Source organism: Pseudomonas sp. ANT_H4 (assembly GCF_008369295.1).
GTDB lineage: Bacteria > Pseudomonadota > Gammaproteobacteria > Pseudomonadales > Pseudomonadaceae > Aquipseudomonas.
This window is the reverse complement of sequence record NZ_VOBG01000010.1, coordinates 76,290-99,875: the sequence shown is the minus strand read 5'-3', so window position 1 is coordinate 99,875 and position 23,586 is coordinate 76,290. Positions and strand designations below refer to the sequence as shown.

Annotated in this window: 22 protein-coding genes and 1 pseudogene; 10 read left to right on the top strand and 13 right to left on the bottom strand. The window is 59.2% G+C overall.

The annotated features are described in order from the left end of the window. Nucleotides 1–6 precede the first annotated feature (6 nt). Both FQ182_RS15095 and FQ182_RS15090 read right to left on the bottom strand, forming a co-directional pair. Nucleotides 7–240 (bottom strand): annotated as a pseudogene (locus FQ182_RS15095) (SDR family oxidoreductase); the annotation flags it as partial. A 160-nt stretch (nucleotides 241–400) separates the two neighbouring features. Further along, nucleotides 401–1,282 carry a LysR family transcriptional regulator gene (locus tag FQ182_RS15090; RefSeq protein ID WP_149413365.1) on the bottom strand — a complete coding sequence of 294 codons (882 nt, stop codon included), beginning with the start codon at nucleotides 1,280–1,282 and terminating at the stop codon, nucleotides 401–403. Between the two features lie 158 nt (nucleotides 1,283–1,440). Here FQ182_RS15090 and FQ182_RS15085 point away from each other — a divergent pair, with 158 nt between their 5' ends. The 6 genes from FQ182_RS15085 to FQ182_RS15060 are packed head-to-tail and all read left to right on the top strand — an operon-like array spanning nucleotide 1,441 to nucleotide 5,950. Next, complete coding sequence (locus FQ182_RS15085; protein ID WP_149413366.1) at nucleotides 1,441–2,457, top strand: LLM class oxidoreductase; 1,017 nt, start codon at nucleotides 1,441–1,443, stop codon at nucleotides 2,455–2,457. Beyond that, nucleotides 2,454–3,254 (top strand): sugar phosphate isomerase/epimerase, encoded by an 801-nt coding sequence (locus FQ182_RS15080; protein WP_149413367.1) that lies wholly within the window; start codon nucleotides 2,454–2,456, stop codon nucleotides 3,252–3,254. The genes FQ182_RS15085 and FQ182_RS15080 overlap by 4 nt, the downstream gene beginning before the upstream one ends. Before the next feature lie 15 nt (nucleotides 3,255–3,269). After that, the gene (locus tag FQ182_RS15075) at nucleotides 3,270–4,076 is read left to right on the top strand and encodes a sugar phosphate isomerase/epimerase (protein WP_149413368.1); all 807 of its coding nucleotides are present in this window, start codon (nucleotides 3,270–3,272) and stop codon (nucleotides 4,074–4,076) included. 35 nt (nucleotides 4,077–4,111) lie between these two features. Then, entirely contained in the window at nucleotides 4,112–5,095 is a 984-nt protein-coding gene (locus FQ182_RS15070; protein ID WP_149413369.1) for an LLM class flavin-dependent oxidoreductase, read from the top strand. Between the two features lie 26 nt (nucleotides 5,096–5,121). Next, nucleotides 5,122–5,427: a helix-turn-helix transcriptional regulator gene (locus FQ182_RS15065; protein WP_256666218.1), complete on the top strand. Its 306-nt coding sequence runs from the start codon at nucleotides 5,122–5,124 to the stop codon at nucleotides 5,425–5,427. Continuing rightward, complete coding sequence (locus FQ182_RS15060) at nucleotides 5,411–5,950, top strand: XRE family transcriptional regulator (protein WP_256666219.1); 540 nt, start codon at nucleotides 5,411–5,413, stop codon at nucleotides 5,948–5,950. Before FQ182_RS15065 ends, FQ182_RS15060 begins: the two co-directional genes overlap by 17 nt. A 98-nt stretch (nucleotides 5,951–6,048) precedes the next feature. On the opposite strand, the gene FQ182_RS15055 is transcribed toward FQ182_RS15060, so the two are convergent. Beyond that, a complete protein-coding gene (locus tag FQ182_RS15055) occupies nucleotides 6,049–6,984 on the bottom strand; it encodes a LysR family transcriptional regulator (RefSeq protein ID WP_149413371.1) in 936 nt (311 codons plus the stop codon). A gap of 110 nt (nucleotides 6,985–7,094) precedes the next feature. Here FQ182_RS15055 and FQ182_RS15050 point away from each other — a divergent pair, with 110 nt between their 5' ends. Then, on the top strand, nucleotides 7,095–7,319 hold the full coding sequence (locus FQ182_RS15050; protein ID WP_149413372.1) for a DUF2790 domain-containing protein: 225 nt from the start codon (nucleotides 7,095–7,097) through the stop codon (nucleotides 7,317–7,319). Here the strand turns inward: FQ182_RS15050 and FQ182_RS15045 are convergent. From FQ182_RS15045 to FQ182_RS15000, 10 genes are all read right to left on the bottom strand, one after another. After that, on the bottom strand, nucleotides 7,316–8,563 hold the full coding sequence (locus tag FQ182_RS15045; protein ID WP_149413373.1) for an OprD family porin: 1,248 nt from the start codon (nucleotides 8,561–8,563) through the stop codon (nucleotides 7,316–7,318). The two genes, FQ182_RS15050 and FQ182_RS15045, sit on opposite strands and share 4 nt — an antisense overlap. 39 nt (nucleotides 8,564–8,602) lie before the next feature. Next, nucleotides 8,603–9,937 (bottom strand): MFS transporter, encoded by a 1,335-nt coding sequence (locus tag FQ182_RS15040; protein WP_149413374.1) that lies wholly within the window; start codon nucleotides 9,935–9,937, stop codon nucleotides 8,603–8,605. Nucleotides 9,938–9,992: 55 nt separating this feature from the next. Beyond that, on the bottom strand, nucleotides 9,993–10,754 hold the full coding sequence (locus tag FQ182_RS15035; protein WP_149413375.1) for a 1,6-dihydroxycyclohexa-2,4-diene-1-carboxylate dehydrogenase: 762 nt from the start codon (nucleotides 10,752–10,754) through the stop codon (nucleotides 9,993–9,995). Between the two features lie 10 nt (nucleotides 10,755–10,764). After that, the gene (gene benC, locus FQ182_RS15030) at nucleotides 10,765–11,787 is read right to left on the bottom strand and encodes a benzoate 1,2-dioxygenase electron transfer component BenC (RefSeq protein WP_149413376.1); all 1,023 of its coding nucleotides are present in this window, start codon (nucleotides 11,785–11,787) and stop codon (nucleotides 10,765–10,767) included. A gap of 10 nt (nucleotides 11,788–11,797) precedes the next feature. Next, on the bottom strand, nucleotides 11,798–12,286 hold the full coding sequence (gene benB / locus FQ182_RS15025) for a benzoate 1,2-dioxygenase small subunit (protein WP_149413377.1): 489 nt from the start codon (nucleotides 12,284–12,286) through the stop codon (nucleotides 11,798–11,800). Continuing rightward, nucleotides 12,283–13,659: a Rieske 2Fe-2S domain-containing protein gene (locus FQ182_RS15020; protein ID WP_149413378.1), complete on the bottom strand. Its 1,377-nt coding sequence runs from the start codon at nucleotides 13,657–13,659 to the stop codon at nucleotides 12,283–12,285. The genes benB and FQ182_RS15020 overlap by 4 nt, the downstream gene beginning before the upstream one ends. 107 nt (nucleotides 13,660–13,766) lie before the next feature. After that, nucleotides 13,767–14,714, bottom strand: a complete 948-nt coding sequence (locus FQ182_RS15015) for an AraC family transcriptional regulator (RefSeq protein ID WP_149413379.1) — start codon at nucleotides 14,712–14,714, stop codon at nucleotides 13,767–13,769. A 67-nt stretch (nucleotides 14,715–14,781) separates the two neighbouring features. Then, nucleotides 14,782–15,687, bottom strand: coding sequence for a catechol 1,2-dioxygenase (catA, locus tag FQ182_RS15010; protein WP_149413380.1), 906 nt, complete (start codon nucleotides 15,685–15,687; stop codon nucleotides 14,782–14,784). Between the two features lie 377 nt (nucleotides 15,688–16,064). Continuing rightward, nucleotides 16,065–16,934 (bottom strand): nickel/cobalt efflux protein RcnA, encoded by an 870-nt coding sequence (locus tag FQ182_RS15005; protein ID WP_149413381.1) that lies wholly within the window; start codon nucleotides 16,932–16,934, stop codon nucleotides 16,065–16,067. Nucleotides 16,935–16,941: 7 nt separating this feature from the next. Next, the gene (locus FQ182_RS15000) at nucleotides 16,942–17,235 is read right to left on the bottom strand and encodes a metal-sensing transcriptional repressor (RefSeq protein ID WP_133102602.1); all 294 of its coding nucleotides are present in this window, start codon (nucleotides 17,233–17,235) and stop codon (nucleotides 16,942–16,944) included. Nucleotides 17,236–17,602: 367 nt separating this feature from the next. Here FQ182_RS15000 and mexE point away from each other — a divergent pair, with 367 nt between their 5' ends. From mexE to FQ182_RS14985, 3 genes are read left to right on the top strand one after another with little or no spacing between them, the layout of a single operon-like run. Continuing rightward, nucleotides 17,603–18,847, top strand: coding sequence for a multidrug efflux RND transporter periplasmic adaptor subunit MexE (gene mexE, locus FQ182_RS14995; protein WP_149413382.1), 1,245 nt, complete (start codon nucleotides 17,603–17,605; stop codon nucleotides 18,845–18,847). A 15-nt stretch (nucleotides 18,848–18,862) separates the two neighbouring features. After that, nucleotides 18,863–22,042 carry an efflux RND transporter permease subunit gene (locus tag FQ182_RS14990; RefSeq protein WP_149413383.1) on the top strand — a complete coding sequence of 1,060 codons (3,180 nt, stop codon included), beginning with the start codon at nucleotides 18,863–18,865 and terminating at the stop codon, nucleotides 22,040–22,042. Further along, nucleotides 22,039–23,454 carry an efflux transporter outer membrane subunit gene (locus FQ182_RS14985; RefSeq protein ID WP_149413384.1) on the top strand — a complete coding sequence of 472 codons (1,416 nt, stop codon included), beginning with the start codon at nucleotides 22,039–22,041 and terminating at the stop codon, nucleotides 23,452–23,454. The genes FQ182_RS14990 and FQ182_RS14985 overlap by 4 nt, the downstream gene beginning before the upstream one ends. The last annotated feature ends 132 nt before the right edge of the window (nucleotides 23,455–23,586 follow it).

Genomic DNA, 23,586 nt, shown 5'->3' with positions numbered 1-23,586 from the left:
GACCTATCAGACGATATCGTCTACCACGCCACCGTCGACTCTTAACGAAGCGCCGGTGGTTGCCGATGCCTGCGTGGAGCAGACATAAACAATCATGTTGGCCACTTCCTCTACGCTGGCGGCGCGCTGGATGATCGAGCTTGGGCGATGCTGCATGACAAACTCGGCAACCACCGCCTCAAGGGTTTTGCCGGTGCGTTCGACTTCGCCCTTCATCATGTCCGCGACGCCATCAGATATCCGATCTACCTGAGTGTGACTGCACTGGTCGTTGCATTGCTGGGTGAAGGCGCCTTTGCGGCTAAGCCGTCCAACAATGCTTGATTGAGCCACACGTAACAGCTGCCGGCAACCTGGGAACCCAGTGCGCCGGCAGCTGCGTTTGGGGCACGACAGGGGTTCACGTCAGGCGTGACGCCATGAAGCTGACAAACGCCTTTATCTTGGGCAGCGGCTGTCGGCTGGACGGCCACAGGATGCTGAACGTGCGGTGATCACTGATGTACCGGTCCAACACCGGCACCAGACGCCCTGCGCCGATGGCGTCCTCGATAAAAAAGTCGGGCAGGCAGGCGATACCCTGCCCCGCCTCCGCCATTGCCAGCAAGGCTTCAATCGCGTTGGACGTCGCTGACTGCCCCAGCTCCAGCGTGTCTTGCCCTTTCTTCGTCACCAGCGGCCAGGGATCAAGCTTACCGCTGGTGGGATAGCGATATCGCAGGCAAGCATGGTTCGAAAGGTCTGTCGGCCGCGAAGGGACACCTCGACGCGAAAGATAATCTGGCGATGCGACCAACCGGTGGCTGTAGCCATTGAGCTTACGCATCATCAGTCGGGAGTCGTCGACTTCACCGATGCGCATCACCGCATCGAAGCCCTCCTCGATCACATTGACCAAACGGTCACTGAACTCCAGCTCCAACTCCACTTCTGGATACGCTTGCTGAAACGCAATCAAATGAGGCATCAACCGCATGCCCAGCTGTGGCAAACCGAGACGTAATTTGCCCTGGGGGTTGCCAGCAGCCTGAGTGAGCTCGCGCTTCGCAACTTCATATTCCGCAAAAATTCGCTGGCAACGCTCCAGAAAAAGACTGCCCTCCGCCGTTAGGGTAATCGCGCGAGTGGAACGATGAAACAGCCGCACGCCCAACTCTTCCTCCAGCCGCGCAACCGCCTTGCCAACAGCCGAGGAAGACACTCCGGTCCTGCGCCCAGCCTCAGTAAAACTGCGGGTATGCGCCGCCTGAACGAATGCGCTCAGCGCGCCGAAATGATCCATGAACAGCCTCATCTATTTGAGCGTTATTTTCACAAATGATTGGAGTTTCATCCTATTTTTCTTTCACATCATACCGCCTATAGTCTCCTCCATCGTGACTTTATGGCGCGCGTCTCGCCTTCAACGTCACCGCCATCCGCTACTACGAGCATATTCCGATGACCTCCCAACCTCGCGCACGCGCAATCGCCCCGGAGCTTCAGCAACACCCTGGCTATGCCCGTGTATTTAAACAAGGGCATTTGACCTTCGGTTTCATTGCCCCGCTGGAAAGCTACCCCAACAGCCCAGGCCCCACCCTGCAGGATCACGCGCAGATGGCTCAACGCGTAGACGAAGCTGGATTCTCCGCGATCTGGCTGCGCGATGTGCCGTTTTATGACCCCAACTTCGGAGACGTCGGCCAGATCCTCGATCCTCTGGTTTATGCAGGCTACCTGGCTGCAGTGACCACGCGAATTGCGATTGGCACGGCGGGGATCGTCCTGCCATTGCGCGATCCACTGATTGTTGCCAAGCAGGCTGCCAGCGTGGACCAACTGCTGGGCGGGCGATTCATTCTGGGACTGGCGACCGGCGACCGGCCGATCGAATACCCGGCCTTCGGGCTTGAATTTGACAATCGTGCCGAACGCTTCCGTGACGCACTGGGCATCATCCGTGCAACCACGCAAAGTCATTGGGCCAAGCATACGTCGCGTTTTTACGGCCAGTTGAACGGTGAAATTGACCTGATCCCCAAACCCGTCGGGCCGCGTTTACCCACCCTTATCGTCGGCCACGCGGGCCAGTCGCTGGAATGGATCGGTGAACACACTGACGGGATTCTTTCCTACACATCCAGCCCCGCGATGATTCCCCAGGTGATCGAGCGATGGCGTGCGGTCTGTGGCCACGACGTGCACAAACCCTACGGCTACGGCACGTTGTTTGATCTGGATCGCGACCCGGACCATCCCGTGCAGGCGGGACGCGTACTGCGCGCCGGGCGCAATGCGCTGATCGAGCACTGGAAACGCCAGCAGGATCAGGGGGTAGGTCATGTCGCCCTGCACTTCAAACCTCAACGCCGCCCTGCCCCTGAAGTCATCGATGAACTGGCTCAATACGTGTTGCCGCATTTTCCAAGCATCGCCCTCCCCGTCGAGTCTCAACCTATGCAGGCCGTCCAATGAATCGCGTCCTTCACCATATGGATTTCATCTTCCAGACCGCCATGGGCACCTATCCCCTGGCCGCACAGTGCGAAATGCTTGCCGACCTTGGTTACCAAGGCTTGACGATGTCTGCGTGGAGCCAAGACCTGAAGTCGATTCCTCAAGTCAAACCGACCTGGGGCCTGGACGTGGGCGCGGTCTACTTGATCTACCGCAAGGGCCTCGAAGCGTTCGTGACCCAGGTTTTCGAGAGCCTTGAAGACTGCACCACGATTGAACTGGCGCTGCATTCAGGTGATGAAGTCACAAATCTTGACCGTCGCATGCTTGAGCGCCTGCTGCCCATTTGTGAGCGCAGAGGCCTGCACATCAACCTTTATCCGCACGCACGCTACGGCATGCAAACAACCACGGAAGCCGTCGCACTGTGCCGGGAGTTCAACCATCCCCTGCTCAATATCGTATTCAATGGTTATCACTGGTACGCCACTGAAGAACAAGCGTTGGAACAGCGCCTTGATGCGATGTGGCCTTGGCTCCAACACGTGAACATTGCCGGCACACGTCGCTCTCCATTGGGTTGGGGCGGCCTGGCGACCATCGAACCGCTTGATGAAGGCGAGATGGATAATTTCGTCCTGCTGGGCGCCCTTGAACGCCGCAGCTTTACCGGGCGTGTCGGCGTGCTGGGATGGCAAAGCATGGGTGGCGACGTTTACGGCAACCTGCGCCGTTCAGCCACGGCATTTCGTTCCATGGAGCAACGTCTGGCCGCACACCCCGAATGGGCCCTACTGACCGCAACGCCACGCTAGGCGAGGAGACAGACCGTGGCACATCGCGTCCATGCACTCGATTCATTTTTTTACTCTTCAATGGGTGTTTACGCCTTCCAGTCGCAGTGCGAAATGCTCGCCGAACTGGGTTACGACGGCCTCACAGTTTCAGCCTGGGGTGGCACGCCGCTGACCGACCTGCGCCTGCTACCGCGCGTTGGCGAGCAGCACGGCCTGCGCGTTGAGGGTTTGTACCTGGTGCTGCACGAAGGCCGCAATGATGACCTCATAAGGCGAATCATCGAAAGCGTCGAAGGGGTGGAACTCATCGAACTGGCGGTCCAGACCTCGGTCAACGGCAGCTCGGCCATTATGCGGTTCATCGAGTCGGTGCTGCCCATCGCAGAACGTCGCGGCTTGAGAATCGCCCTGTATCCCCATCTTCATCACGTTACCCAGACCACGGCTCAAGTGGTGCAGATCTGCGAATACTTCGCTCACCCGCACCTGGGCGCATCGTTCAACGGCTATCACTGGTACGCCAGTCAGGAAGGCGAACTTCAGCAGCGCCTTGAAGCCATGCAACCCTGGTTGATGCAAGTCGTACTTTCAGGCAGCGCGCTCAGTGAGCTGGGCTGGGGCGGCGTGGCCACGATGGAGCCAGTTGACCGTGGAGAGTTGGACAACTTTTCCGTGGTCGCGGCGCTGAACAGCGTCGGATACAAAGGCAGTATTGGCGTGCTCGGCTGGGACTACGGGGGCGATATTTACCTGAAACTTCAACGCTGCCTGGCGACTCTTCGCGATATTGATCATCGCCTTGTACGTCATCCACATTGGTCGGACTTTTCATCGCTGTAACGCCCTCTCCACCTGATATGAAAAAGGAGCCTGCAATGACTGCCCTTTCTGTACTTGACCTCATGATGATTGGCGAAGGTAAAACCTTCACTGACACTCTGGATGATGCAGTCGCCTTGGCGCGACATGTCGAAGCCCATGGTTACAAACGTTACTGGGTCGCCGAGCATCACGACCTGCCGGGCATAGCCTCCTCGGCAACCACCCTGCTCGTCCAGCATCTGGCGGCGGCCACCCGCACCCTGCGGGTGGGCTCCGGCGGCATCATGCTACCCAACCATTCCCCGTTGATGGTGGCCGAGCAGTTCGGGACGTTGGACACCCTGTTTCCTGGTCGCATCGACCTGGGTATCGGTAGAGCGCCGGGCTCAGCCGGTGCGGCGATCCACGCCCTGCGCGGTGACGCATCGGAACGCGACTTCGCGCAGGATATTCAACAGTTGCAGGACTACCTGGAGGACAACGGGCGTCAGCCGGTCCGGGCAATTCCCGGAACCCACGACGTACCACTCTGGCTCCTGGGTTCGAGCATGAACAGCGCAGACCTTGCCGCAAAGCTGGGGCTGCCCTACGCATTCGCCTCGCATTTCGCGCCGCGCTTCTTAATGGATGCGATTACGCACTACCGTACTACTTTCCGCCCGTCAGAGGCGCTCAAGCAGCCCTATGTGATCGCAGGCGTCAATATCTTTGCGGCCCCTTCACGGGCCGAGGCCGATTACATCGCGAGCTCTCACCGGCAATGGGTGTGCAACTTGTACGCCGGGAAAGCAGGCCCGTTGCCACGCCCCACGGAGGGCTTTATGGACTCGCTTACAAACATTGATCGGCACACGCTCAATCAGGCGATGCTGTGCACGGCGACGGGTGACCAGGACGAGGTCAGCAGTTGGCTACGCCAGTTCATTACAACGACCCAGGTGGATGAAGTCATCATTGACGCGCGCATATATGACGCCAAGGCTCGCTGCCGATCCTATCAATTGATCGCCGAATCTCTGTCCGACATGCTGGATTGAATCGACCTAAAGCGACTGGATAAGCCATGTGCGAGAAACAACAGCAATGCCCCTCGCCTGACTTCGATGTCGCCATGCGCGCGATTGTTCATCCACTGAGACGGGAAATCCTGAAGTGGCTCAAGGCGCCGTCGGTGTATTTCCCGCAGCAAAGCTGGGAGGTAGAGTTAGGCGTCAGCGTTGGACAGATCACGCAACGTTGCGGCCTCTCCCAATCGACAGTGTCGCAGCATCTGGCGGTACTCAAGCAGGCGACCTTGGTTGAGGTCCGAAAAGCGGGCCCCTTTCATTTGTTCAAGCGCAACGAAGCAACTCTTGAGCACTTCGCTTAAACAGGCGCGAAAAACTCAGAAAATCACGCTTGATGAGCTGTCTCGTCGCTCAGGTGTGAGCAAGGGAATGGTCGTAGAAATCGAAAAATGTACGGCTAATCCAAGCATTGGCATCCTTTGCAAAATAGCTGCTGCGTTGGGTCTTTCGGTTGCGGATATCGTCAATGTGACTGACGCCCCCTCTGCCCACATTATCGCTGGCGTGGACATCCCTACTCTATGGACCGGGGATCTGGGTGGGACGGCTCGACTTCTGGCAGGCACGAGAGGGCCCAATGTGATTGAGCTGTGGCGCTGGGAAATGTTTCCAGGTGAGTCTTTTTCGTCTCAAGGTCATCCTCAAGGCACACTTGAACTATTCCATGTGGAGAAAGGGACACTTAAATGTGTTGTTGGGGAAACAGAACTGCTCATTCCTGCCGGCAGTTCTGCTGTGGCGAAAACAGACGTTCCGCACTCCTACGCCAATGGCGGCAGGTCCAAGCTGGTGTTTACGATGTCTGTGACAGAAATACACCAGTAACTCATCCATTCTGGTGAGCATCCTACCGAGTCAGGACCGGCAGCTGTACGGTTCGTCACCTTTCACCACCGATGACGGATAGCCTCTGAGCAGCGTTATCAGCAACGCGCCCAATACTCAGGGTTTTCAATCACCCGGACATGCTCGGCTAACAACGAAGGCAGTTGCGCCTGCAAGAACTCCACCCAAGTCCGCACTTTGGCATCCAGAAAACGCCGGGATGGGTACACCGCGAAGATAGTGCGTTCGCGCAGCCGGTAACCGGGCAACAGACGCACCAGTGAGCCCTCGCGCAATGCCAGGTTTGCGCTAAAAAACGGCAACAGGCTGATGCCCATGCCCTCCTGCGTCGCCTTGACCATCGCGTCGGCAACGTTGGTTCTGAAGGTTTGCTCAGGTGAAACCGAAATTTCACCCTCTGGGCCCTTGAACAGCCACGCATCTTCCTGAAAGTCCTGCAGGTGCAGGCGTCGATGCTGCATCAGTTGGCCAGGATGCTCGGGCACTCCGTGCTTCTCCAGGTACCTCGGCGCAGCACAGGGCACACTGAATAGCTGCCCCACCGTCTGGCTGACCAGGGCCGAATCCGGCAACGAATGGGCGATGGAGATCACCACGTCATGGCCTTCTTCAAGGGGGTCCGGGTTGTGCTGTGAGAGGGTCAGCTCCATGGAAACGTGCGGGTAATGCTCACTGTAACGGGCGATCAACGGCGTTATCAGCACGCCCAGCCCGCTCATGCAATGCACCCGCAAACGCCCGCGCGGGTTGAGGTGAGCCCCGCTGGCCTCAACCGTGGCCTCCCGGACGTCCTCAAGAATGTCCCGACAGCGCAGCAGGAACCGCTCGCCTGATTCGGTGAGGCTCAGACGCCGGGTGGTGCGGTGCAAAAGGCGGGTCTGGAGATGTTTCTCCAGGTCGGATATCAACCGGGATACGTGCGCGCCGGACACCTCCAGGACCTCGGCAGCGGCAGCAAAACTGCCACTGTCGACAACCCGCGCAAAGACCTGCATGCCATTGAGAAGGTCCATTAGCGTTGCACCTTTATTGCTACCTGATACGTATGAGTCATTTACCTGTTCCTGCCTTTAACCCAGCGCTGCAATCACTAAAATGAACCCTACTGACAGAGGGAATCATCATGAACATCAAATTTCTCAGCCTTGTCCTACTGTTCATCGCTACCGGCGCAATGGCGGCCGGCAGCAATGAAAGCCCGGCGCCAGATATCCAGCACATCGTTTCAATCACACTCGTACCCGGCAGTTGCCAGGTGGAACCGGCGACCCTGGTTTACCTCGACAGCCAAGGCGTCAGCCATACCGTCAACTACCAGGTCATGGGCACTTGCCAGGGCGGCGTTTAAAGCAGCTTCCAGGTGTAACTGAGGATCAGCCGGTTCTCATCGATATCGCTGCGGTAGTTTGAACGGGCCATGACATTGCGTACCCGCACGCCCAGGCCGCTCAAATAGCCGCTCTGCACCACATAGCCGATATCCAGGTCGCGCTCGCGGTCCTTACCTTCGTAACTTGCGCCGGTGGTCACGTTGTTACCGGTGATATAGCGCACAGTGGTCGTCAGCCCCGGAATCCCCAGCGCCACGAAGTCGTAGTCGTAACGTGCCTGCCAGGAGCGCTCGTCGGTGTAGGCGAACTCATAAGTGGGTACCTCGTTGCCCAGCGGCGAGATGTTGGCAAACACACGCGGGAAGGCGCTGTCGCCGTACATCGCTTGATAGCCGACATAGAAAATGTGGCCGCCATGCCTGGCTGACAGCAGCGAGAAAAACGCCTGGTTGTCGATCTTGCCGAGCAATTTATCGCCGTCTTCTCGCGCATCGTAATAACCCAGGTTGGCGCCAAGCACCCAATCGCCCATCGGCTGGCTGTGCTTGAGGCCGACAAAATCCTGGCTGTAGATGTCTTTCAGTTGGCCATGCCAGTAGCTGAAGCTGGTGCGGTTGGTGTTGAAGGCGTAGTCGCCACCGACGTAGTTGAATGCATCACTTTCAGCGCCGCGCTGCGGCACATGGCCGAGCATGCCGATCATCTTCTCGTCACCGGCTTCGTTGCGCAGGCTGGTGGTGGTCAAGTGTCCGGCCTGTAGCGTCAGGCCAGCGAACTCGCTGGAGCTGACATTCACCCCCTGGTAACTCGGCGGTAGCAGGCGAATATCGCTGAAGGCCAGCACCGGCAGGTTGGGTTGCAACTCACCGACCTTCAATTCGGTCTTGGAAAACCGGGCCTTGAAGGTCAGGCCCAAACGGCTGTAATCGTCGGCGGCACGGCCATCGCCCTTGACCGGGAGCAAACCGGTATTGACCCGGTCCGGGCTACTGTCGAGCTTGAGGCCCAGGGTGCCCAGTGCATCCAGGCCGAAACCTAAGGGGCCTGGGGTGTAGCCGGATTTGTAGGTCAGGATAAAACCCTGGCCCCACTCCTGCGCCTTCGACTGCTTACTGGCGCCGACGATGTCCGAGAAGTCGCGGCTGAAGTAATAGTTGCGGGCCTGCAAGGTGGCCGTAGATCCCTCGAAAAAACCGCCCTCAGCCGCCGTCGCCGCAAGGGGCATGCCCAACAGGGACAGCCAGATACGTTGTGTATTCATGTCGTTGCTCTTAGTTATTGTTATCGACGGTTTGGAAAGTTACAGCGCCCGAGCGGTGATCAAATCAGCACTGGCGCGACGCTCATTCAGGGCGTATGTGGTCATCGCCAGCGCAGCGATGGCGCCGGGAATCGCAAAGGCCATAAAGTTGAGTTGCAGGGGCAACTCGATGCCCATCAGCGCACCGCCCAGCAGCGGCCCGACGATGGCGCCGTTGCGCCCGATGCCCGACGCCCAACCCAGGCCGGTGGAGCGAATGGACAGCCCATAGAGTTGCGCGGCCCCGGCGTACAGCAGGATTTGCGTGCCAATGGTGGTAGCGCCCGCGACGAAGATCAGCAGGTACAGGACCGGCATCGGGCTGTTGATGCCCAACAAACTGATGGACACCGCGGCGCAGATGAAGAAGCCGATCATGACTTTCACCAGGTTCAGCCGATCACCCAGCCAACCGCCGAGAATTGCCCCGGCCATGCCGCCGAAATTCAGCGCCAACAGGAATGACAGGCTCGACCCCAGGCTGTAACCGGCACCGGCCATCAGCTTGGGCAACCACGAACTCAAGGCGTAGACCATCAGCAGACAGCAGAAAAACGCGACCCAGATCGACGCGGTGCGTACCGCCAGGCCATGGCGAAACAGCTCCAGCACCGAGGCGCCTTTGCCCTTCCCGGCGCTGATCTGCAACTGGTCTTCGGCCTCGATACGGGTTTCGGGTGACAGGCGCTTGAGCAGAGCCCGTGCCTGTTCCAGCCGGCCTTGACGGATCAGAAAGCCGATGGATTCAGGCAACCAGTAAACAATCATGGGCAGCAGCAAAAGCGGCACCGTGGCGACGAAGAACATCGATTCCCAGCCATAGCGCGGCAGCATGTAAATTCCAACGCCCGCCGAGAGCATGCCACCCAGTGAATAACCGCTGAACATCAATGCCACCAGGGTGCTGCGGATCTTCTTCGGTGCGTATTCGTTCATCAACGCGACCGCATTGGGCATCAGCCCGCCACAGCCCAGCCCGGCGATAAACCGGCAGATACCGAACTCGGTCGGGCTGCTGGCGAAACCGTTAACCACGGTGGCAACGCTGAACAACGTGAAGCAGATGGCGATGCCTTTTTTGCGGCCAATCCGGTCCGCCAGGCTGCCGAAAGCCAACGCACCAAACATCATGCCGAACAGCGCATAACTACCCAGCGCGCCGGCCTGCAGGGGCGACAACCCCCATTCCTTCATGATCACCGGCAGGACCACGCCGTAGATAAACAAGTCATAGCCGTCAAAGATCAACAGCAAGGCACACAAGCCCATTACCAGCCAGTGGAAGCGGCTGAAACGGGCGTTATCGATAATCGAATGGACGTCATGGGTACGCATGGCAGTGCTCTCATTATTGTTGTTGTGAGTCAGTGTCTGCAGGTACTGCGGTGGGTCAGCCGAGGTCGCCGCCTCCTACTGGCAAGGTGACGCCCGTGATGTAAGAGGCCTCATCGGAGGCGAGAAACAGAATGGCACCCGCTTGTTCGTCGATGCTGCCGTAACGCTTCATCGGGCTGCTATCGAGGGTCTGGTCGACGATCTGCTGGTACCAGACGCGCTCCTGGTCGCTTTGGGGCTGGCTGTTGCGCGGGATCCGACGCGGTGGCGCTTCGGTGCCGCCCGGTGCGGTGGCGTTGATCCGAATGCCGCTGCCGGCGGTCTCCAGGGCCAGGCAGGCAGTCAGGGCGTTGACGCCGCCCTTGGCCGCGCCGTAAGGCACGCGATTGACCCCGCGCGTGGCGACGGAGGAGACATTGACGATGGCGCCACTGCCCTGCTCCAGCATGTAGGGCAACACGCAATGGCAGCACCACAGCGTCGGGAACAGTGAGCGACGCACTTCGGCTTCGATTTCATTTTCGCCGTAGTGTTCGAAGGGCTTGGCCCAGATTGTCCCGCCAACATTGTTGACCAGAATATCGATACGCCCGAAACGCGCCTTGGCGGCGGCCATGACACGCGCACATTCGGCGTGCTGTTCAAGGTCGGCGGTGAGGATCAGCGCCCGCTCATGCTGCAATTCATGCACAAGTTCCGAGCGGTCGACCGCGATCAGCCAGGCGCCCTCCTCCAGCAAACGCTCGGCGACACGCCGGCCGATGCCCTGGGCTGCGCCGGTAACCAGCGCAACCTTGGTGTTGAAACGTGGACTCATGATGGTTTCCTCAGGCGGCATCGCCAGTGACGATGGCGTTGGGCGTGAACTTCTCGTAGTGGAAGCTGGCCGGGGTTACACCCTGGCTCTTGAAGTGCTGGCGCACAGCATCGACCATCGGTGGCGGCCCACAGAGGTAAACATCAACCTCGCCGTCGTTCAGCAGCTCTTTGGCCATGTGCTGTGTGACATAGCCCTGCTGCGGGTGAGCGGTCTGTGGATCGGCCACGCAGGTGACAAAACTGAAGCTGGGCAAGCGTTTGGCGAAGGCTTCCAGAACCTCGACCATCACCAGGTCCTGATCCCGTGTCACGCCATAGATCAGCGTTACCGGTCGGGTTTCCTTTCGCTCGGCCAGCACTTCCAGCATCGACAAGAACGGCGCCAGACCAGTACCGCCCGCCAGGAATAGCAATGGCCGGACAACTTCACGCAGATAGAAACTGCCCAGTGGCCCGGTCATCGGTACGGCGTCGCCGGGCTGGGCGCGCGCCAGCCAGCCACTCATCAACCCGCCAGGCACATGCTTGATCAGGAAGCTGGCGCGCTTGTCGCCGGGGCGGCTACTGAAGGAATAGGAGCGTGTCTGCCCGCTGCCGGGTACGCCAATATTGACGTACTGACCAGGGAGAAATACCGGCGCCTGATCCAGTTCGAAACTGACCTCCAGGGCAGCATCAGCATGGCGGGTAATGCTCGCGACCGTAGCGGCAAATTGCGCCGTACCCGTTTTGCAGGCACTGGATGACACCGGCACCGCAATCACGCAATCGGATTGCGGCACCATCTGGCAGGTCAGAACTTGGCGCTCCTCGGCTTCGTCCTTGCTCAGGGCGTCTTCTATGTAGTCGTCACCCAAGTCATAGGCGCCAGTTTCACACCGGCATTTGCAGGTGCCGCACACACCGTCCGAACAATCCATCGGCAGATTGATACGTTGGCGGAAGGCGGCGTCGAGGACCTTTTCACCCACCTTGCAGTCGATGAATCGGGTGACCCCGTCCTCGAAGTTCAGGGCAATGGAGTACGTCATGGGTGTGTCCTCAGATGTGGTAGATATCGATGACCTGATGGATGTAATCGTTTTTCAGCACGACCTTCTTGCGCGTAATCAGCGGCTGTTCGGCGCTGATATCCAGGCGATAGAACGAGGTGCCGAAATACGTATCCGTGGTCTTGTAGCGATGGCTGAGGGTTTGCCAGTTGAAACGCAGCTCCACGTGCTGACCGTCGTCGGCCAGTACTTCGAGGTTGGTGATCAGGTGTGCGGTACGCGGCTCCGGTGTGCTGGCGCTGGAACGCTCGGTCTTAATGCGAAATACGCGGTCTTCCAGGCCGTCACGGTTGGGGTAGTAAATCAGCGAGATTTCGCTCTGCGGGTCTTCTACCAGGGTGTCGTGGTCGTCCCACGCAGGCATCCAGTACTCGACCTTGGGTGAGTAGCACTCCAGCCACTCGTCCCACTGGCGGTCATCCAGCAGGCGCGCTTCGCGGTACAGAAAGTCCAGCAGGCGGTCACGGGAAATGCTCATGACAGCACCTCCTTGTCGGTAGCGATCAAGCCTTGCTGCTCCAACTTGATCGCGCGCTGAAGGCTTTGTGCCCAATGCGCGTGCTGGCGTACGAACAGCCCTTCGTCTTCGGTTTTCACGCCGCTGAGTTGCGGGTGCATGCCCATGGCCTTGGCATTCTCATCCGCGCCTTCGACCCACTGTTTCGCGCCGCGGCTGAGGTCATTCCATAAGGTGGTCGCGCCCTGGTAGCCGGTCTGGCAGGCGCGGAACTCTTCAAGGTCATCGGGTGTACCCATGCCGCTGACGTTGAAGAAGTCTTCGTACTGACGGATGCGCGTGGTGCGCTCCTGGGCACTTTCGCCCTTGGGCGCCATGCAATAAATCGTCACCTCGGTCTTGTCGACCGCGATCGGCCGTACGACACGGATCTGCGTGGAGAACTGGTCCATCAAGTAAACATTGGGGTAGAGGCACAGGTTGCGGGTTTGATCGACGATAAAGTCGGCGCGTTCCTGGCCCAGGCGTTCGGCCAGCGCTTCACGGTGAGCATGCACCGGGCGTACTTCGGGGTTGAGCAGGTGCGTCCACAGCAGGATATGCCCGTGTTCGAAGGCATACACGCCGCCCAGGCTTTTCGACCAGCCATTGGCGTCGACGGTGCGCGTGCCTTCGGCTTCGTAGTTGCGCCGGCCCATGGTCGCCGAGTAATTCCAGTGTACGGAGCTGACGTGATAACCATCGGCGCCGTTCTCGATCTGCAACTTCCAGTTGCCGTCGTAGACATACGACGAACTGCCGCGCAGCACTTCCAGGCCCAACGGTGCCTGATCGACCATTTGGTCGATAATCACCCGGGTTTCACCCAGGTAATCGCTCAGCTCCGCAACCGTTTCACTCAGGCTGCCAAACAGGAAGCCCCGATAGTTTTCGAAGCGGCCAAGGCGCTTGAGATCATGGGAGCCGTCACAGTCGAAACTATCGGGATAGGCGCCGGTCTTGGCGTCCTTCACCTTGAGCAGCTTGCCGGTGTTGCTGAACGTCCAGCCGTGGAATGAGCAGGTAAATGAGCCCTTATTGCCTTGTTTGCGGCGGCACAACATCGCACCGCGGTGTGCACAGGCGTTGACTAGGCCGTGCAGCGCACCTTGTTTGTCGCGGGTGATGACCACTGGCTGGCGGCCAATCCAGGTGGTGAAGTAGTCATTGATCTCTGGCACCTGGCTTTCATGTGCCAGGTAGACCCAACCCGCTTCAAAAATGTGCTTCATCTCCAGGGCGAATAGGTCAGGGTCGGTGAAGATGTCGCGGCGGCAGCGGAAAACCCCGGTAGCGGGATCTTCCTGGACGGATTCGCGCAGTTGTCGGGCAAGTCGGTCGAGTGTGCTGATCATGGGGTAGGCCCTCCGTTGTTCTTGTATCAGGCCCCCCCACCTTATGTACTCGTCTTACCCTTCAATATCCGCTGACTGCAAATCGCTATCCGCCTGGCGCAACCGGTTTATCGTTGCCGCTTCCAGGTCTGCGAAGGCAGCTCGCCAAAGCGTTTGCGATAGGACTCGGAGAAACGTCCCAAATGCAGGAAACCGTGATCCAGCGCCACTTCCGTCACGCTGCGAGCCGTGGCCAGTTGCAACATGGCATGCACCCGCTCCAGCTTGCGTTGACGCATATAGTCACGCGGCGATAGGCCGACCTGGCGTTCGAACAAGGTATACAGCGAACGCTCGCTGACCCTGGCGATGGCCATCAGTTGTTCGACGCTGACATCCTCGGTCAGGTGCTCCTCGATAAACTGGCGCACAGCTTCGAAGCCGCCGCGTTGATCCGGCCGGGGAATCACACGCAAGACGTTACTGGCCAGTAATGCCAGCAGTTTATTCGCCACAATGCGCTCATACAGGCCCTGCACTTCGGGCTCTGCGGCATTTTCGGCCTCTTGGCAGATTAACCCCAGCAATGGCAGGAATCCGCCCATCTCGCTGAGCACGTGGCGAGCCGCCGCGAAACGGATGCCCTGTTGCGGCAGCGTCCAGTGCTGCTCAAGGCAGGCGTTTTCCAGCAGGCGCACGGGCAACTTGATGATGAATTTTTCGCAGTCGGCAGAATAGGTCAGGTCCACCGGGTCATCCGGATTGATCAGCAGGATTTCACCCGGTCCTAAAATCTGCTCTTCGCCACGGGAGGTGGAGCGGCAGTGACCGCGCAGCAGAATCTGCAGGTGGTAAATCGTTTCCAGCGCCACTGAGGTTACCCGCACCGGAGCGCCGTAGCTGATGCGGCACAAATCCAGGCTGGAAAAGGTCCGGTGGCTGATGCTCGCCTGTGGGCGCCCCCTGGGTGGCAGGAGGATACAGTGGCTGCCCACATGCTGGTTGACGTAATCCGACACAGCATAGGCATCTGCACGATCAAAAATCTGGCTGCACTCACTCAATAGCACGGTCATGGTTGCGCCTCTTTGGCCCTAGGCTGACGCCAAAACGCCCCCGCAGGCAACAAGTCCTGTTGGGGTATCAAGCCTCCAACGCCCGCACCCGTTCATGACGATTCTCGTCCTTGGCCGCAGCGGTTGGCTGCAATACAAAGTCAAAATCGATATCGGCACGCCGGCCATTGGTATCGTCGCTGAAATGAATATCGGCGATCAACTCGTCACGAGTGGCATAGGCAAAGTCATCATGCAGATACTTGTCCCCGGCCAGGTTGATCTGGGTGGTGAGGTGACGATGGCCGAGCGCCGAGATAAAAAAGTGAATATGCGCCGGACGCTGACCATGACGACCCAGTTGATCGAGCAACTGTTGCGTCGGGCCATTCGGTGGGCAGCCATAGCCGGACGGCACGATGCTTTGGAAGCGGTAGCACCCTTCAGCATCAGTCTGGATGCGGCGACGCAGGTTGAACTCCGACTGCGAAGGATCGAAGTACGAGTAGGTGCCGCCGGTATTGGCGTGCCACACATCGACAATGGCGTTGGCCAACGGCTCGCCATCGGTGTCGCGAACCTGGCCGCGCATATACAGGACAGTGCCAGCGTCCTGACCATCATCCAGGCGGGAGTAGTGCTCGGACAACGGCGCACCGGCGACATACAGAGGCCCCTCGATGGTGCGTGGTGTGCCACCGACATGCCCGGCCTGCTCATCCTCTGCATCCATCAGCAAGTCGAGGTAATGCTCAAGCCCAAGGCCTGCGACGAGCAAGCCGGCTTCCTGGCGGCTGCCCAAGTCATTGAGATAGTTGACGGCCTTCCAGAATTCTTCAGGAGTGACTTGCAGGTCTTCGATGACCTTGATCGCGTCGTTCAACACTCGGTGTACCACGCTCTTCATGCGCTGGCTGCCAGCGGCTTGGTCGAAGCCGGATGCCCCTTCGAAGAACTGCTGCACTTCAGCAGTTTGCGAAATACGGATAGTCATGGCTGTGGTCCTCATCATTATCTTGTTTTTGTTGATGGCAAGAGCTGCCGAAGACAGGGTGTAGGCACAGGCCCGTTTCTTTTCATCGCCTTGAGTTTACTGGCCTTACTTACCGGCATGTCAGTAGGACGCTTAACGGTCATGCCATCTGTGCGAGCGGATCGTCGGGAGGTCGACAATCTGGGTATCGAAGCGTTCGATGGTGACAGCGACCATGAGACGCTCAGCCTGCATAATAGTTGTTCTTCAGCAGAGATTGACGCTGAGGGCGCAGGCCGTCCAATATTGATTAGGTCTCACTTGATACCCTGGAGGTATCGTGAAACTTCGTCATTTACGCTACTCCCGGCGCCCTTGGCAAACACTCAAGAGTCGCCCTAAGCGTTCAGGCCAATCCAGCCATGGATGCCCACATAGAGACCGACGCCGATAATCAGCGCGCTGGACAGATAAGGGGCGCGACGAGCAACGGCGCCCATCCAGGGCCAGCGGTTGGAGGCCTGCCTGGCGCCAATAGCTGCTGCGGCGCCGACGGTTACCAGGGTGAGTGCCAGACCAATGCTGAAGCACAGGACGAGCACGCCACCCAAGGTGACTTCCTTGACCTGAAGGCAGAGCAGCAGAACGGTAATGGCCGCGGGGCAAGGAATGAGCCCACCCGTCAAGCCAAACATGATGATCTGTCCCGTCGTGACTTCACGGTTGGCGAAACGCTTGCGGATATCGGTGGCATGGGCACGCTCATGCGCATCCTGATAACCATCAATCGACAGCTCCAAGCCTTCCCGTTCGCCATGGGCGTGCCCGTGATGATGTTCCTGGCATTCTAGGTCGTCATCATGGGAGTGACCGGCATGCTCGCCGTGATGATGATCATCACCTTGCTCGAACTTGAACATCTGCTCACCGCGCCAAGTACGCCACAGCATCCAAAGCGCAATCGCGATGATCAGTGCAGAAGACGCGAGCTGGAAGTAAGGTTCAGTAGTTTGAGCATCCAGGCCTTTGCCCAGGTACATACCGCCGATGGCAACCAACCAAACCACGGCAGTGTGCGACAGCGTAGCGGCCAGGCCCAATAAAACGGCCTGCTTTACCGAGCCACGGATGGCCACGATGAAGGCCGCCATCATGGTTTTTGAATGGCCTGGTTCCAGCCCATGCAGAGCACCGAGCAGAATTGCGCTCGGAAAGTACAGCCAGGCGTGCGAGCCACCCTGCTGCAAGACTTCAGCGAAGTTAGGCATGTCAGACCTAGAGGTACTTGGTAATTTGCTTGAAGGCTTCTAACGGACCACGCTCGCCATTATTCAGGGCCGAGACGGTATCCTCCAGACAGTGATCAATGTGATCCTGGATGAGCGTTCGCTTGGCCTGGCACACCGCTTTCTCTACAGCATGCAGCTGCTGAGCAATGTCGACGCACTCACGACCGTCTTCAATCATGGTGATGATGCTGCGCAGGTGACCGTCCGCCCGTTTGAGGCGCTTGATGATCGCCTCGTGGCTCTGGTGGATGTGGCGGTGATTGTGCTCGTGCTCGCTCATGGTTTAGGCCTCAGGCCTCAATGAATTACGCCGGCATCCTATCCCCCCCAGGGGGATATGGTCAAACGTATTGCATTGATGAAAACCCGTCGACAGACCCTGCAGGTGATGCGCTGCGCTACTCATCTCCTCGTTCGCCGATTTTCTTGATGGAGCGCCCTTTTCGCTTGCCGCGTCTTTGCATTCCTCGCAACAGTCCTTTGTCATCAATACTATTGATAGCTACCTAACGAAAGCCCCATTCTAGAGGGCTTGGTTCGCGCTTATATCATTCCGAATGATAGTTACCTTTGTTTCATTCGATTCGTGAGAGAGCACATCGCCGAGCATGATCCGCCCATCTCAAATACATTGGCGGATGCCCCTCATGGAACAGTCACTCAAACATTTGCGCTATCCCCTAGCCATTATGGCCGTGATGGTGATAAGCGCATGCGGCAAGACCCCTGACCAAGCGGCCGCCATGCCAGCCAGTAAAGTCAGCGTTGCCAAGGTGCTTGAACAGCCCGTCAACGAATGGGACGAGTTCACCGGTCGCCTGGAAGCGCCGGAAACCGTGCAGATTCGTCCTCGGGTTTCCGGCCAGATTGATCAGGTCGCCTTCACCGAAGGTGCCTTGGTCAAGAAAGGCGAGTTGCTGTTCCAAATCGACCCACGTCCGTTCCAGGCCGAAGTCCGCCGCCTTGAAGCCCAGTTGCAACAAACCCGCGCTGCAGCAAGCCGCAGCGATAACGAAGCCCAGCGCGGCGAGCGCCTGCGTCAGAGCAACGCGATTTCCGCCGAACTTGCCGACTCCCGTACCTCCGCTGCCCAGGAAGCCCGCGCTGCTGTCGCTGGCATTCAGGCGCAACTGGACCTGGCCAAGCTGAACCTTAGCTTCACCCGCGTCACCTCGCCCATCAGCGGCCGTGTCAGCCGTGCCGACATCACTGCCGGTAACCTGGTGACCGCTGATGTCACTTCGCTTACCAGCGTGGTGTCTACCGACAAGGTCTACGCCTACTTCGACGCCGATGAACGCGTGTACCTCAAGTACACCGAGCTGGCCCGCCAGGGCCGCCGTGGCGCCACCACCCCGGTATACCTGGGCCTGTCCAATGAAGACGGCAACCCGCATCTGGGCCAGATGAACTTTGTCGACAACCAGGTCAACCCGGCGACCGGCACCATTCGGGGTCGAGCAGTCTTTGATAACACCGACGGGCGCTTCACCCCAGGCCTGTACGCACGCCTGAAACTGGTGGGCAGCGGCACCTACTCTGCCGTGCTGATCAACGACGAAGCAGTCGGTACCGACCTTGGCAAGAAGTTCGTGCTGGTGATGGATGCCGACAACAAGTCCTCGTACCGCGCCGTGGAATTGGGCCCGAAGATCGAAGGCTTGCGCATCGTGCGCAGCGGCCTGAACAAGGACGACACCATTATCGTCAAGGGCCTGCAGCGGGTTCGCCCGGGATCGCCGGTCGCCCCGCAAACCATCCCGATGGCCAGCAAGGAAACCCTCGCCGCATTGGCACAACAACGACAAGCGCTTGAAGCCAGCAACCTGGAGCAAGTGACGCCGGATAAATCCGCGCCCAAGCTCGCAAGCGTCGCGACTCCACGCGGTTAAGGGATAACACTCAAGATGAATTTTTCCCAGTTCTTCATTTCGCGGCCGATCTTCGCAGCGGTGCTCTCGCTGTTGATCTTGATCGCCGGGTCGATTTCACTGTTCCAATTGCCGATCAGTGAATACCCCGAAGTGGTGCCGCCGACCGTAGTGGTACGCGCCAACTTCCCGGGCGCCAACCCGAAAGTCATCGGTGAAACCGTTGCCGCGCCGCTGGAGCAAGCCATTACCGGCGTCGAGAACATGCTGTACATGTCCTCGCAGTCGACGGCCGACGGCAAGATTACCCTGACCATCACCTTCGCCCTCGGCACCGACCTGGATAATGCCCAGGTCCAGGTCCAGAACCGCGTCACCCGGACCCAGCCCAAGCTGCCCGAAGAAGTGACCCGGATCGGTATCACCGTGGACAAGGCTTCCCCCGACCTGACCATGGTTGTGCACTTGACCTCCCCGGACAAGCGCTACGACATGCTCTACCTGTCAAACTACGCCTTGCTCAATATCAAGGATGAGTTGGCGCGCCTGGGCGGTGTCGGTGACGTGCAATTGTTCGGCATGGGCGACTACTCCCTGCGGGTATGGCTCGATCCGAACAAGACCGCTTCGCGTAATTTGACGGCCACCGATGTGGTCACCGCGATCCGCGAGCAGAACCGTCAAGTGGCCGCCGGTGCCCTGGGCACGCCGCCTGCGCCGAATGCCACCAGCTTCCAGTTGTCGGTCAACACTCAGGGCCGCCTGGTTACTGAGGAAGAGTTCGAGAACATCATCATTCGCGCAGGCGATAACGGTGAAATCACCCGTTTGAAAGACATTGCACGTGTGGAGCTGGGTTCCAGCCAATACGCTCTGCGTTCGTTGCTCAATAACCAACCGGCGGTGGCGATCCCGATCTTCCAGCGACCGGGCTCCAACGCTATCGAGATCTCCAACGAAGTGCGCGACAAGATGGCGCAGCTTAAACAAAGCTTCCCCGAAGGCATGGACTTCAGCATCGTCTATGACCCAACCATCTTTGTGCGTGGCTCCATCGAGGCCGTGGTTCACACCCTGTTCGAAGCGCTGATCCTTGTGGTGCTGGTGGTGATCCTGTTCCTGCAGACCTGGCGCGCTTCGATCATCCCGCTGGTGGCGGTGCCGGTATCCTTGATCGGTACCTTTGCGGTCATGCACCTGTTTGGCTTCTCCCTCAACGCGCTGTCGCTATTCGGGTTGGTATTGGCCATTGGTATCGTGGTGGACGACGCCATCGTGGTGGTGGAGAACGTCGAGCGAAACATCGGCCTGGGGCTTAGCCCAGTGGAGGCCACCAAGCGCGCCATGCGTGAAGTGACCGGCCCGATTATCGCCACGGCACTGGTGCTGTGCGCGGTGTTTATCCCGGCGGCCTTTATCAGCGGTTTGACCGGGCAGTTCTATAAGCAGTTCGCCTTGACCATTGCCATCTCGACAGTGATCTCAGCCTTTAACTCGCTGACCTTGTCCCCAGCCCTGGCGGCCGTGTTGCTGCGCAGCCATGACGCACCGAAAGATCGCTTCTCGAAAATCCTAGACGGGCTCTTCGGGAGCTGGCTGTTCCGTCCTTTCAACCGTTTCTTCGACCGCGCAAGCGGTGGCTACGTCCGCACCGTGGGCCGGGTTATCCGTGGCAGCGGCATTGCGTTGTTCCTGTATGCCGGTCTCATGGTGCTGACCTGGTTCGGTTTTGCCCACACCCCGACTGGCTTTGTCCCGGCTCAGGACAAGCAATACCTAGTGGCCTTCGCCCAGTTGCCGGACGCCTCCAGCCTGGACCGCACCGAAGACGTGATCAAGCGCATGTCCGACATCGCCCTGAAACAGCCAGGCGTGGAAAGCGCCGTGGCGTTCCCTGGCCTGTCGATCAATGGTTTCACCAACAGTTCCAACAGCGGCATCGTCTTCGTGACCTTGAAGCCGTTCGATGAGCGCAAGGATGCAAGCATGTCCGCCGGTGCAATTGCTGGCGCGTTGAATGGCAAGTACAGCGACATCCAGGAAGCCTACATGGCGATCTTCCCACCGCCGCCGGTACAGGGCCTGGGCACCATCGGCGGGTTCCGCCTGCAAGTCGAAGACCGTGGCAACCTGGGCTATGAAGAGCTGTACAAAGAAGTGCAGAACATCATCACCAAGAGCCAGACCACACCGGAACTGGCCGGGCTGTTCACCAGCTACACCGTCAACGTGCCGCAAGTCGATGCCGCTATCGACCGAGAAAAGGCCAAGACCCACGGCGTGGCAATCAGCGACATCTTCGACACCCTGCAGATCTACCTGGGTTCGCTGTATGCCAACGACTTCAACCGCTTTGGCCGTACCTATCAGGTCAACGTGCAGGCTGAGCAGCAGTTCCGTCTCAACGAAGAGCAGATCGGCCAACTGAAAGTGCGCAACAACAAAGGCGAGATGATTCCCCTGGCGACCTTTATCAAGGTCAGCGACACCTCGGGCCCGGACCGCGTGATGCACTACAACGGCTTCATCACGGCTGAAATCAACGGCAACGCCGCACCCGGCTACAGCTCGGGCCAGGCCCAGATCGCGATTGAGAAACTGTTGAAAGAGGAACTGCCCAACGGCATGACCTACGAGTGGACTGACCTGACGTATCAGCAGATTCTCTCGGGCAATACTGCGCTGTTCGTGTTCCCGCTTTGCGTACTGCTGGCGTTCCTGGTACTGGCCGCTCAATACGAAAGCTGGAGCCTGCCACTGGCGGTGATTCTAATCGTACCGATGACCCTGCTGTCGGCCATCACCGGTGTGATTCTCTCCGGCGGCGACAACAACATATTTACCCAGATCGGCTTGATCGTACTGGTGGGGCTTGCCTGTAAAAACGCGATTCTAATCGTCGAATTTGCCAAGGATAAACAGGAGGAAGGCCTCGATCCGCTCGCTGCGGTGCTGGAAGCTTGCCGCCTGCGTCTGCGGCCGATCCTGATGACCTCGTTCGCCTTCATCATGGGCGTGGTGCCCCTGGTGTTCTCCAGCGGTGCCGGTGCCGAGATGCGTCATGCCATGGGTGTGGCGGTGTTCTCCGGGATGATCGGCGTGACCTTCTTCGGCCTGTTGCTGACGCCCGTGTTCTTCGTATTGATCCGGCGCTTTGTCGAGCGCGGCGAAGCCCGCAAAGCGGCCAAGGCCTTGAAGCTGGAGACACAGCAATGAGCGTGAAAGTCTTCCTGCCGAGCTTGCTGGTACTGGCGCTGAGCGCCTGTGCCGTGGGCCCTGACTATAAAACCCAGAGCCTGGACGCGGCCAATATCACGGCCGCCACCGACGCTAAACAATACGACCACGCACGTTTCGAAGGGATCTGGTGGCAGCAGTTCGAGGACCCGACCCTCAACCAACTGGTGACCCAGTCCCTGAGCGGCAACCGTGATCTGCGCGTAGCGTTTGCCCGTCTGCGGGCAGCCCGTGCGATTCGTGATGACGCCAGCAACGACGCCATGCCGACGATCACCAACCGCGTCAGCAGCGATTTGGCCAAGGGGCAGATTCCTGGCCAAACCACCCAGCGCGTTAACAGTGAACGCTACGACCTGGGCCTGGACATGGCCTGGGAACTGGATCTGTTCGGCCGCATCCAGCGCAACCTTCAAGCCAGCGATGCCGATCAGCAGGCCGCCGAAGCCGACCTCTATCAACTGCAAGTCACCATGATTGCCGAACTGGTGGACGCCTACGGTCAACTGCGGGGCGCGCAACTGCGCGAGAAAATCGCCCTGGCCAACCTGAAGAACCAGCAGGATTCGCGCACCATCACCGAAAGCCTGCGGGACGCCGGTGTCGGCGATCAGCTCGACGTGGTGCGTGCCGATGCGCGCTTGGCCGCCGTTGAGGCCAGCGTGCCGCAACTGCAGGCCGAACAAGTGCGCGAGCGTAACCGCATCGCCACCCTCCTCGGCCAGCGTCCAGACAAACTGAGCGTAGACCTGAGCCCGGCCAGCCTGCCGGCGATTGCCAAGGCCTTGCCGATTGGCGATCCGGGGCAACTGCTGCAGCGGCGTCCGGACATTCTCAGCGCCGAACGCAAGCTGGCCGCCGCTACCGCGCGGATCGGCGTGGCCAAGGCCGACTTGTTCCCTCGGGTCAGCCTCAGCGGCTTCCTGGGCTTTACCGCCGGCCGTGGATCGCAGATCGGCTCGTCAGCGGCCAATGCCTGGGCGCTGGGCCCGAGCATTACCTGGGCGGCCTTTGACCTGGGCAGCGTGCGCGCCCGTTTGCGCGGGGCGGATGCCCAAGCCGATGGCGCCCTGGCGACCTATGAGCAACAAGTGCTGCTGGCCCTGGAAGAGTCGGAAAACGCCTTCAGCGATTACGGCAAGCGCCAGCAGCGCCTGGTTTCGTTGATTCGTCAGAGTGAGTCCAGCCGCGCCGCCGCGGATTTGGCCGACATTCGCTACCGCGAAGGCACCGTGGACTTCCTGGTGCTGCTGGACGCCCAGCGTGAACGCCTGGCCGCCGAAGACTCCCAGGCCCAAGCCGAAGTCGACCTGTATCGCGGCATCGTCGCGATCTACAAGGCGCTGGGCGGTGGTTGGCAGCCGGACACCACGGTCGCCAGCATTCGCTGAGTAAAGAGCTCCTTTGGTTGGTCGCATCCAGCCAATTTTTAGCCCCGTGCCCCATTCGGTCACGGGGCTTTTTTTGCGCCCTAAGTAAGCACCTGCACCGGCGTTTCATCGGCGCGGATCACGCGTGCACGA

Bases quoted from the DNA above. Each gene is read 5' to 3' on its own strand.
- FQ182_RS15050 (WP_149413372.1), top strand. From the start codon at position 7,095: ATGAACATCAAATTTCTCAGCCTTGTCCTACTGTTCATCGCTACCGGC.
- benC (WP_149413376.1), bottom strand. From the start codon at position 11,787: ATGACGTACTCCATTGCCCTGAACTTCGAGGACGGGGTCACCCGATTC.
- FQ182_RS15055 (WP_149413371.1), bottom strand. From the start codon at position 6,984: ATGGACCTTCTCAATGGCATGCAGGTCTTTGCGCGGGTTGTCGACAGT.
- mexE (WP_149413382.1), top strand. From the start codon at position 17,603: ATGGAACAGTCACTCAAACATTTGCGCTATCCCCTAGCCATTATGGCC.
- FQ182_RS15005 (WP_149413381.1), bottom strand. From the start codon at position 16,934: ATGCCTAACTTCGCTGAAGTCTTGCAGCAGGGTGGCTCGCACGCCTGG.
- FQ182_RS15035 (WP_149413375.1), bottom strand. From the start codon at position 10,754: ATGAGTCCACGTTTCAACACCAAGGTTGCGCTGGTTACCGGCGCAGCC.
- FQ182_RS15065 (WP_256666218.1), top strand. From the start codon at position 5,122: ATGTGCGAGAAACAACAGCAATGCCCCTCGCCTGACTTCGATGTCGCC.
- FQ182_RS14985 (WP_149413384.1), top strand. From the start codon at position 22,039: ATGAGCGTGAAAGTCTTCCTGCCGAGCTTGCTGGTACTGGCGCTGAGC.
- FQ182_RS14990 (WP_149413383.1), top strand. From the start codon at position 18,863: ATGAATTTTTCCCAGTTCTTCATTTCGCGGCCGATCTTCGCAGCGGTG.
- FQ182_RS15000 (WP_133102602.1), bottom strand. From the start codon at position 17,235: ATGAGCGAGCACGAGCACAATCACCGCCACATCCACCAGAGCCACGAG.
- catA (WP_149413380.1), bottom strand. From the start codon at position 15,687: ATGACTATCCGTATTTCGCAAACTGCTGAAGTGCAGCAGTTCTTCGAA.
- FQ182_RS15015 (WP_149413379.1), bottom strand. From the start codon at position 14,714: ATGACCGTGCTATTGAGTGAGTGCAGCCAGATTTTTGATCGTGCAGAT.
- FQ182_RS15080 (WP_149413367.1), top strand. From the start codon at position 2,454: ATGAATCGCGTCCTTCACCATATGGATTTCATCTTCCAGACCGCCATG.
- FQ182_RS15070 (WP_149413369.1), top strand. From the start codon at position 4,112: ATGACTGCCCTTTCTGTACTTGACCTCATGATGATTGGCGAAGGTAAA.
- FQ182_RS15045 (WP_149413373.1), bottom strand. From the start codon at position 8,563: ATGAATACACAACGTATCTGGCTGTCCCTGTTGGGCATGCCCCTTGCG.
- FQ182_RS15085 (WP_149413366.1), top strand. From the start codon at position 1,441: ATGACCTCCCAACCTCGCGCACGCGCAATCGCCCCGGAGCTTCAGCAA.
- FQ182_RS15020 (WP_149413378.1), bottom strand. From the start codon at position 13,659: ATGATCAGCACACTCGACCGACTTGCCCGACAACTGCGCGAATCCGTC.
- FQ182_RS15090 (WP_149413365.1), bottom strand. From the start codon at position 1,282: ATGGATCATTTCGGCGCGCTGAGCGCATTCGTTCAGGCGGCGCATACC.
- FQ182_RS15040 (WP_149413374.1), bottom strand. From the start codon at position 9,937: ATGCGTACCCATGACGTCCATTCGATTATCGATAACGCCCGTTTCAGC.
- benB (WP_149413377.1), bottom strand. From the start codon at position 12,286: ATGAGCATTTCCCGTGACCGCCTGCTGGACTTTCTGTACCGCGAAGCG.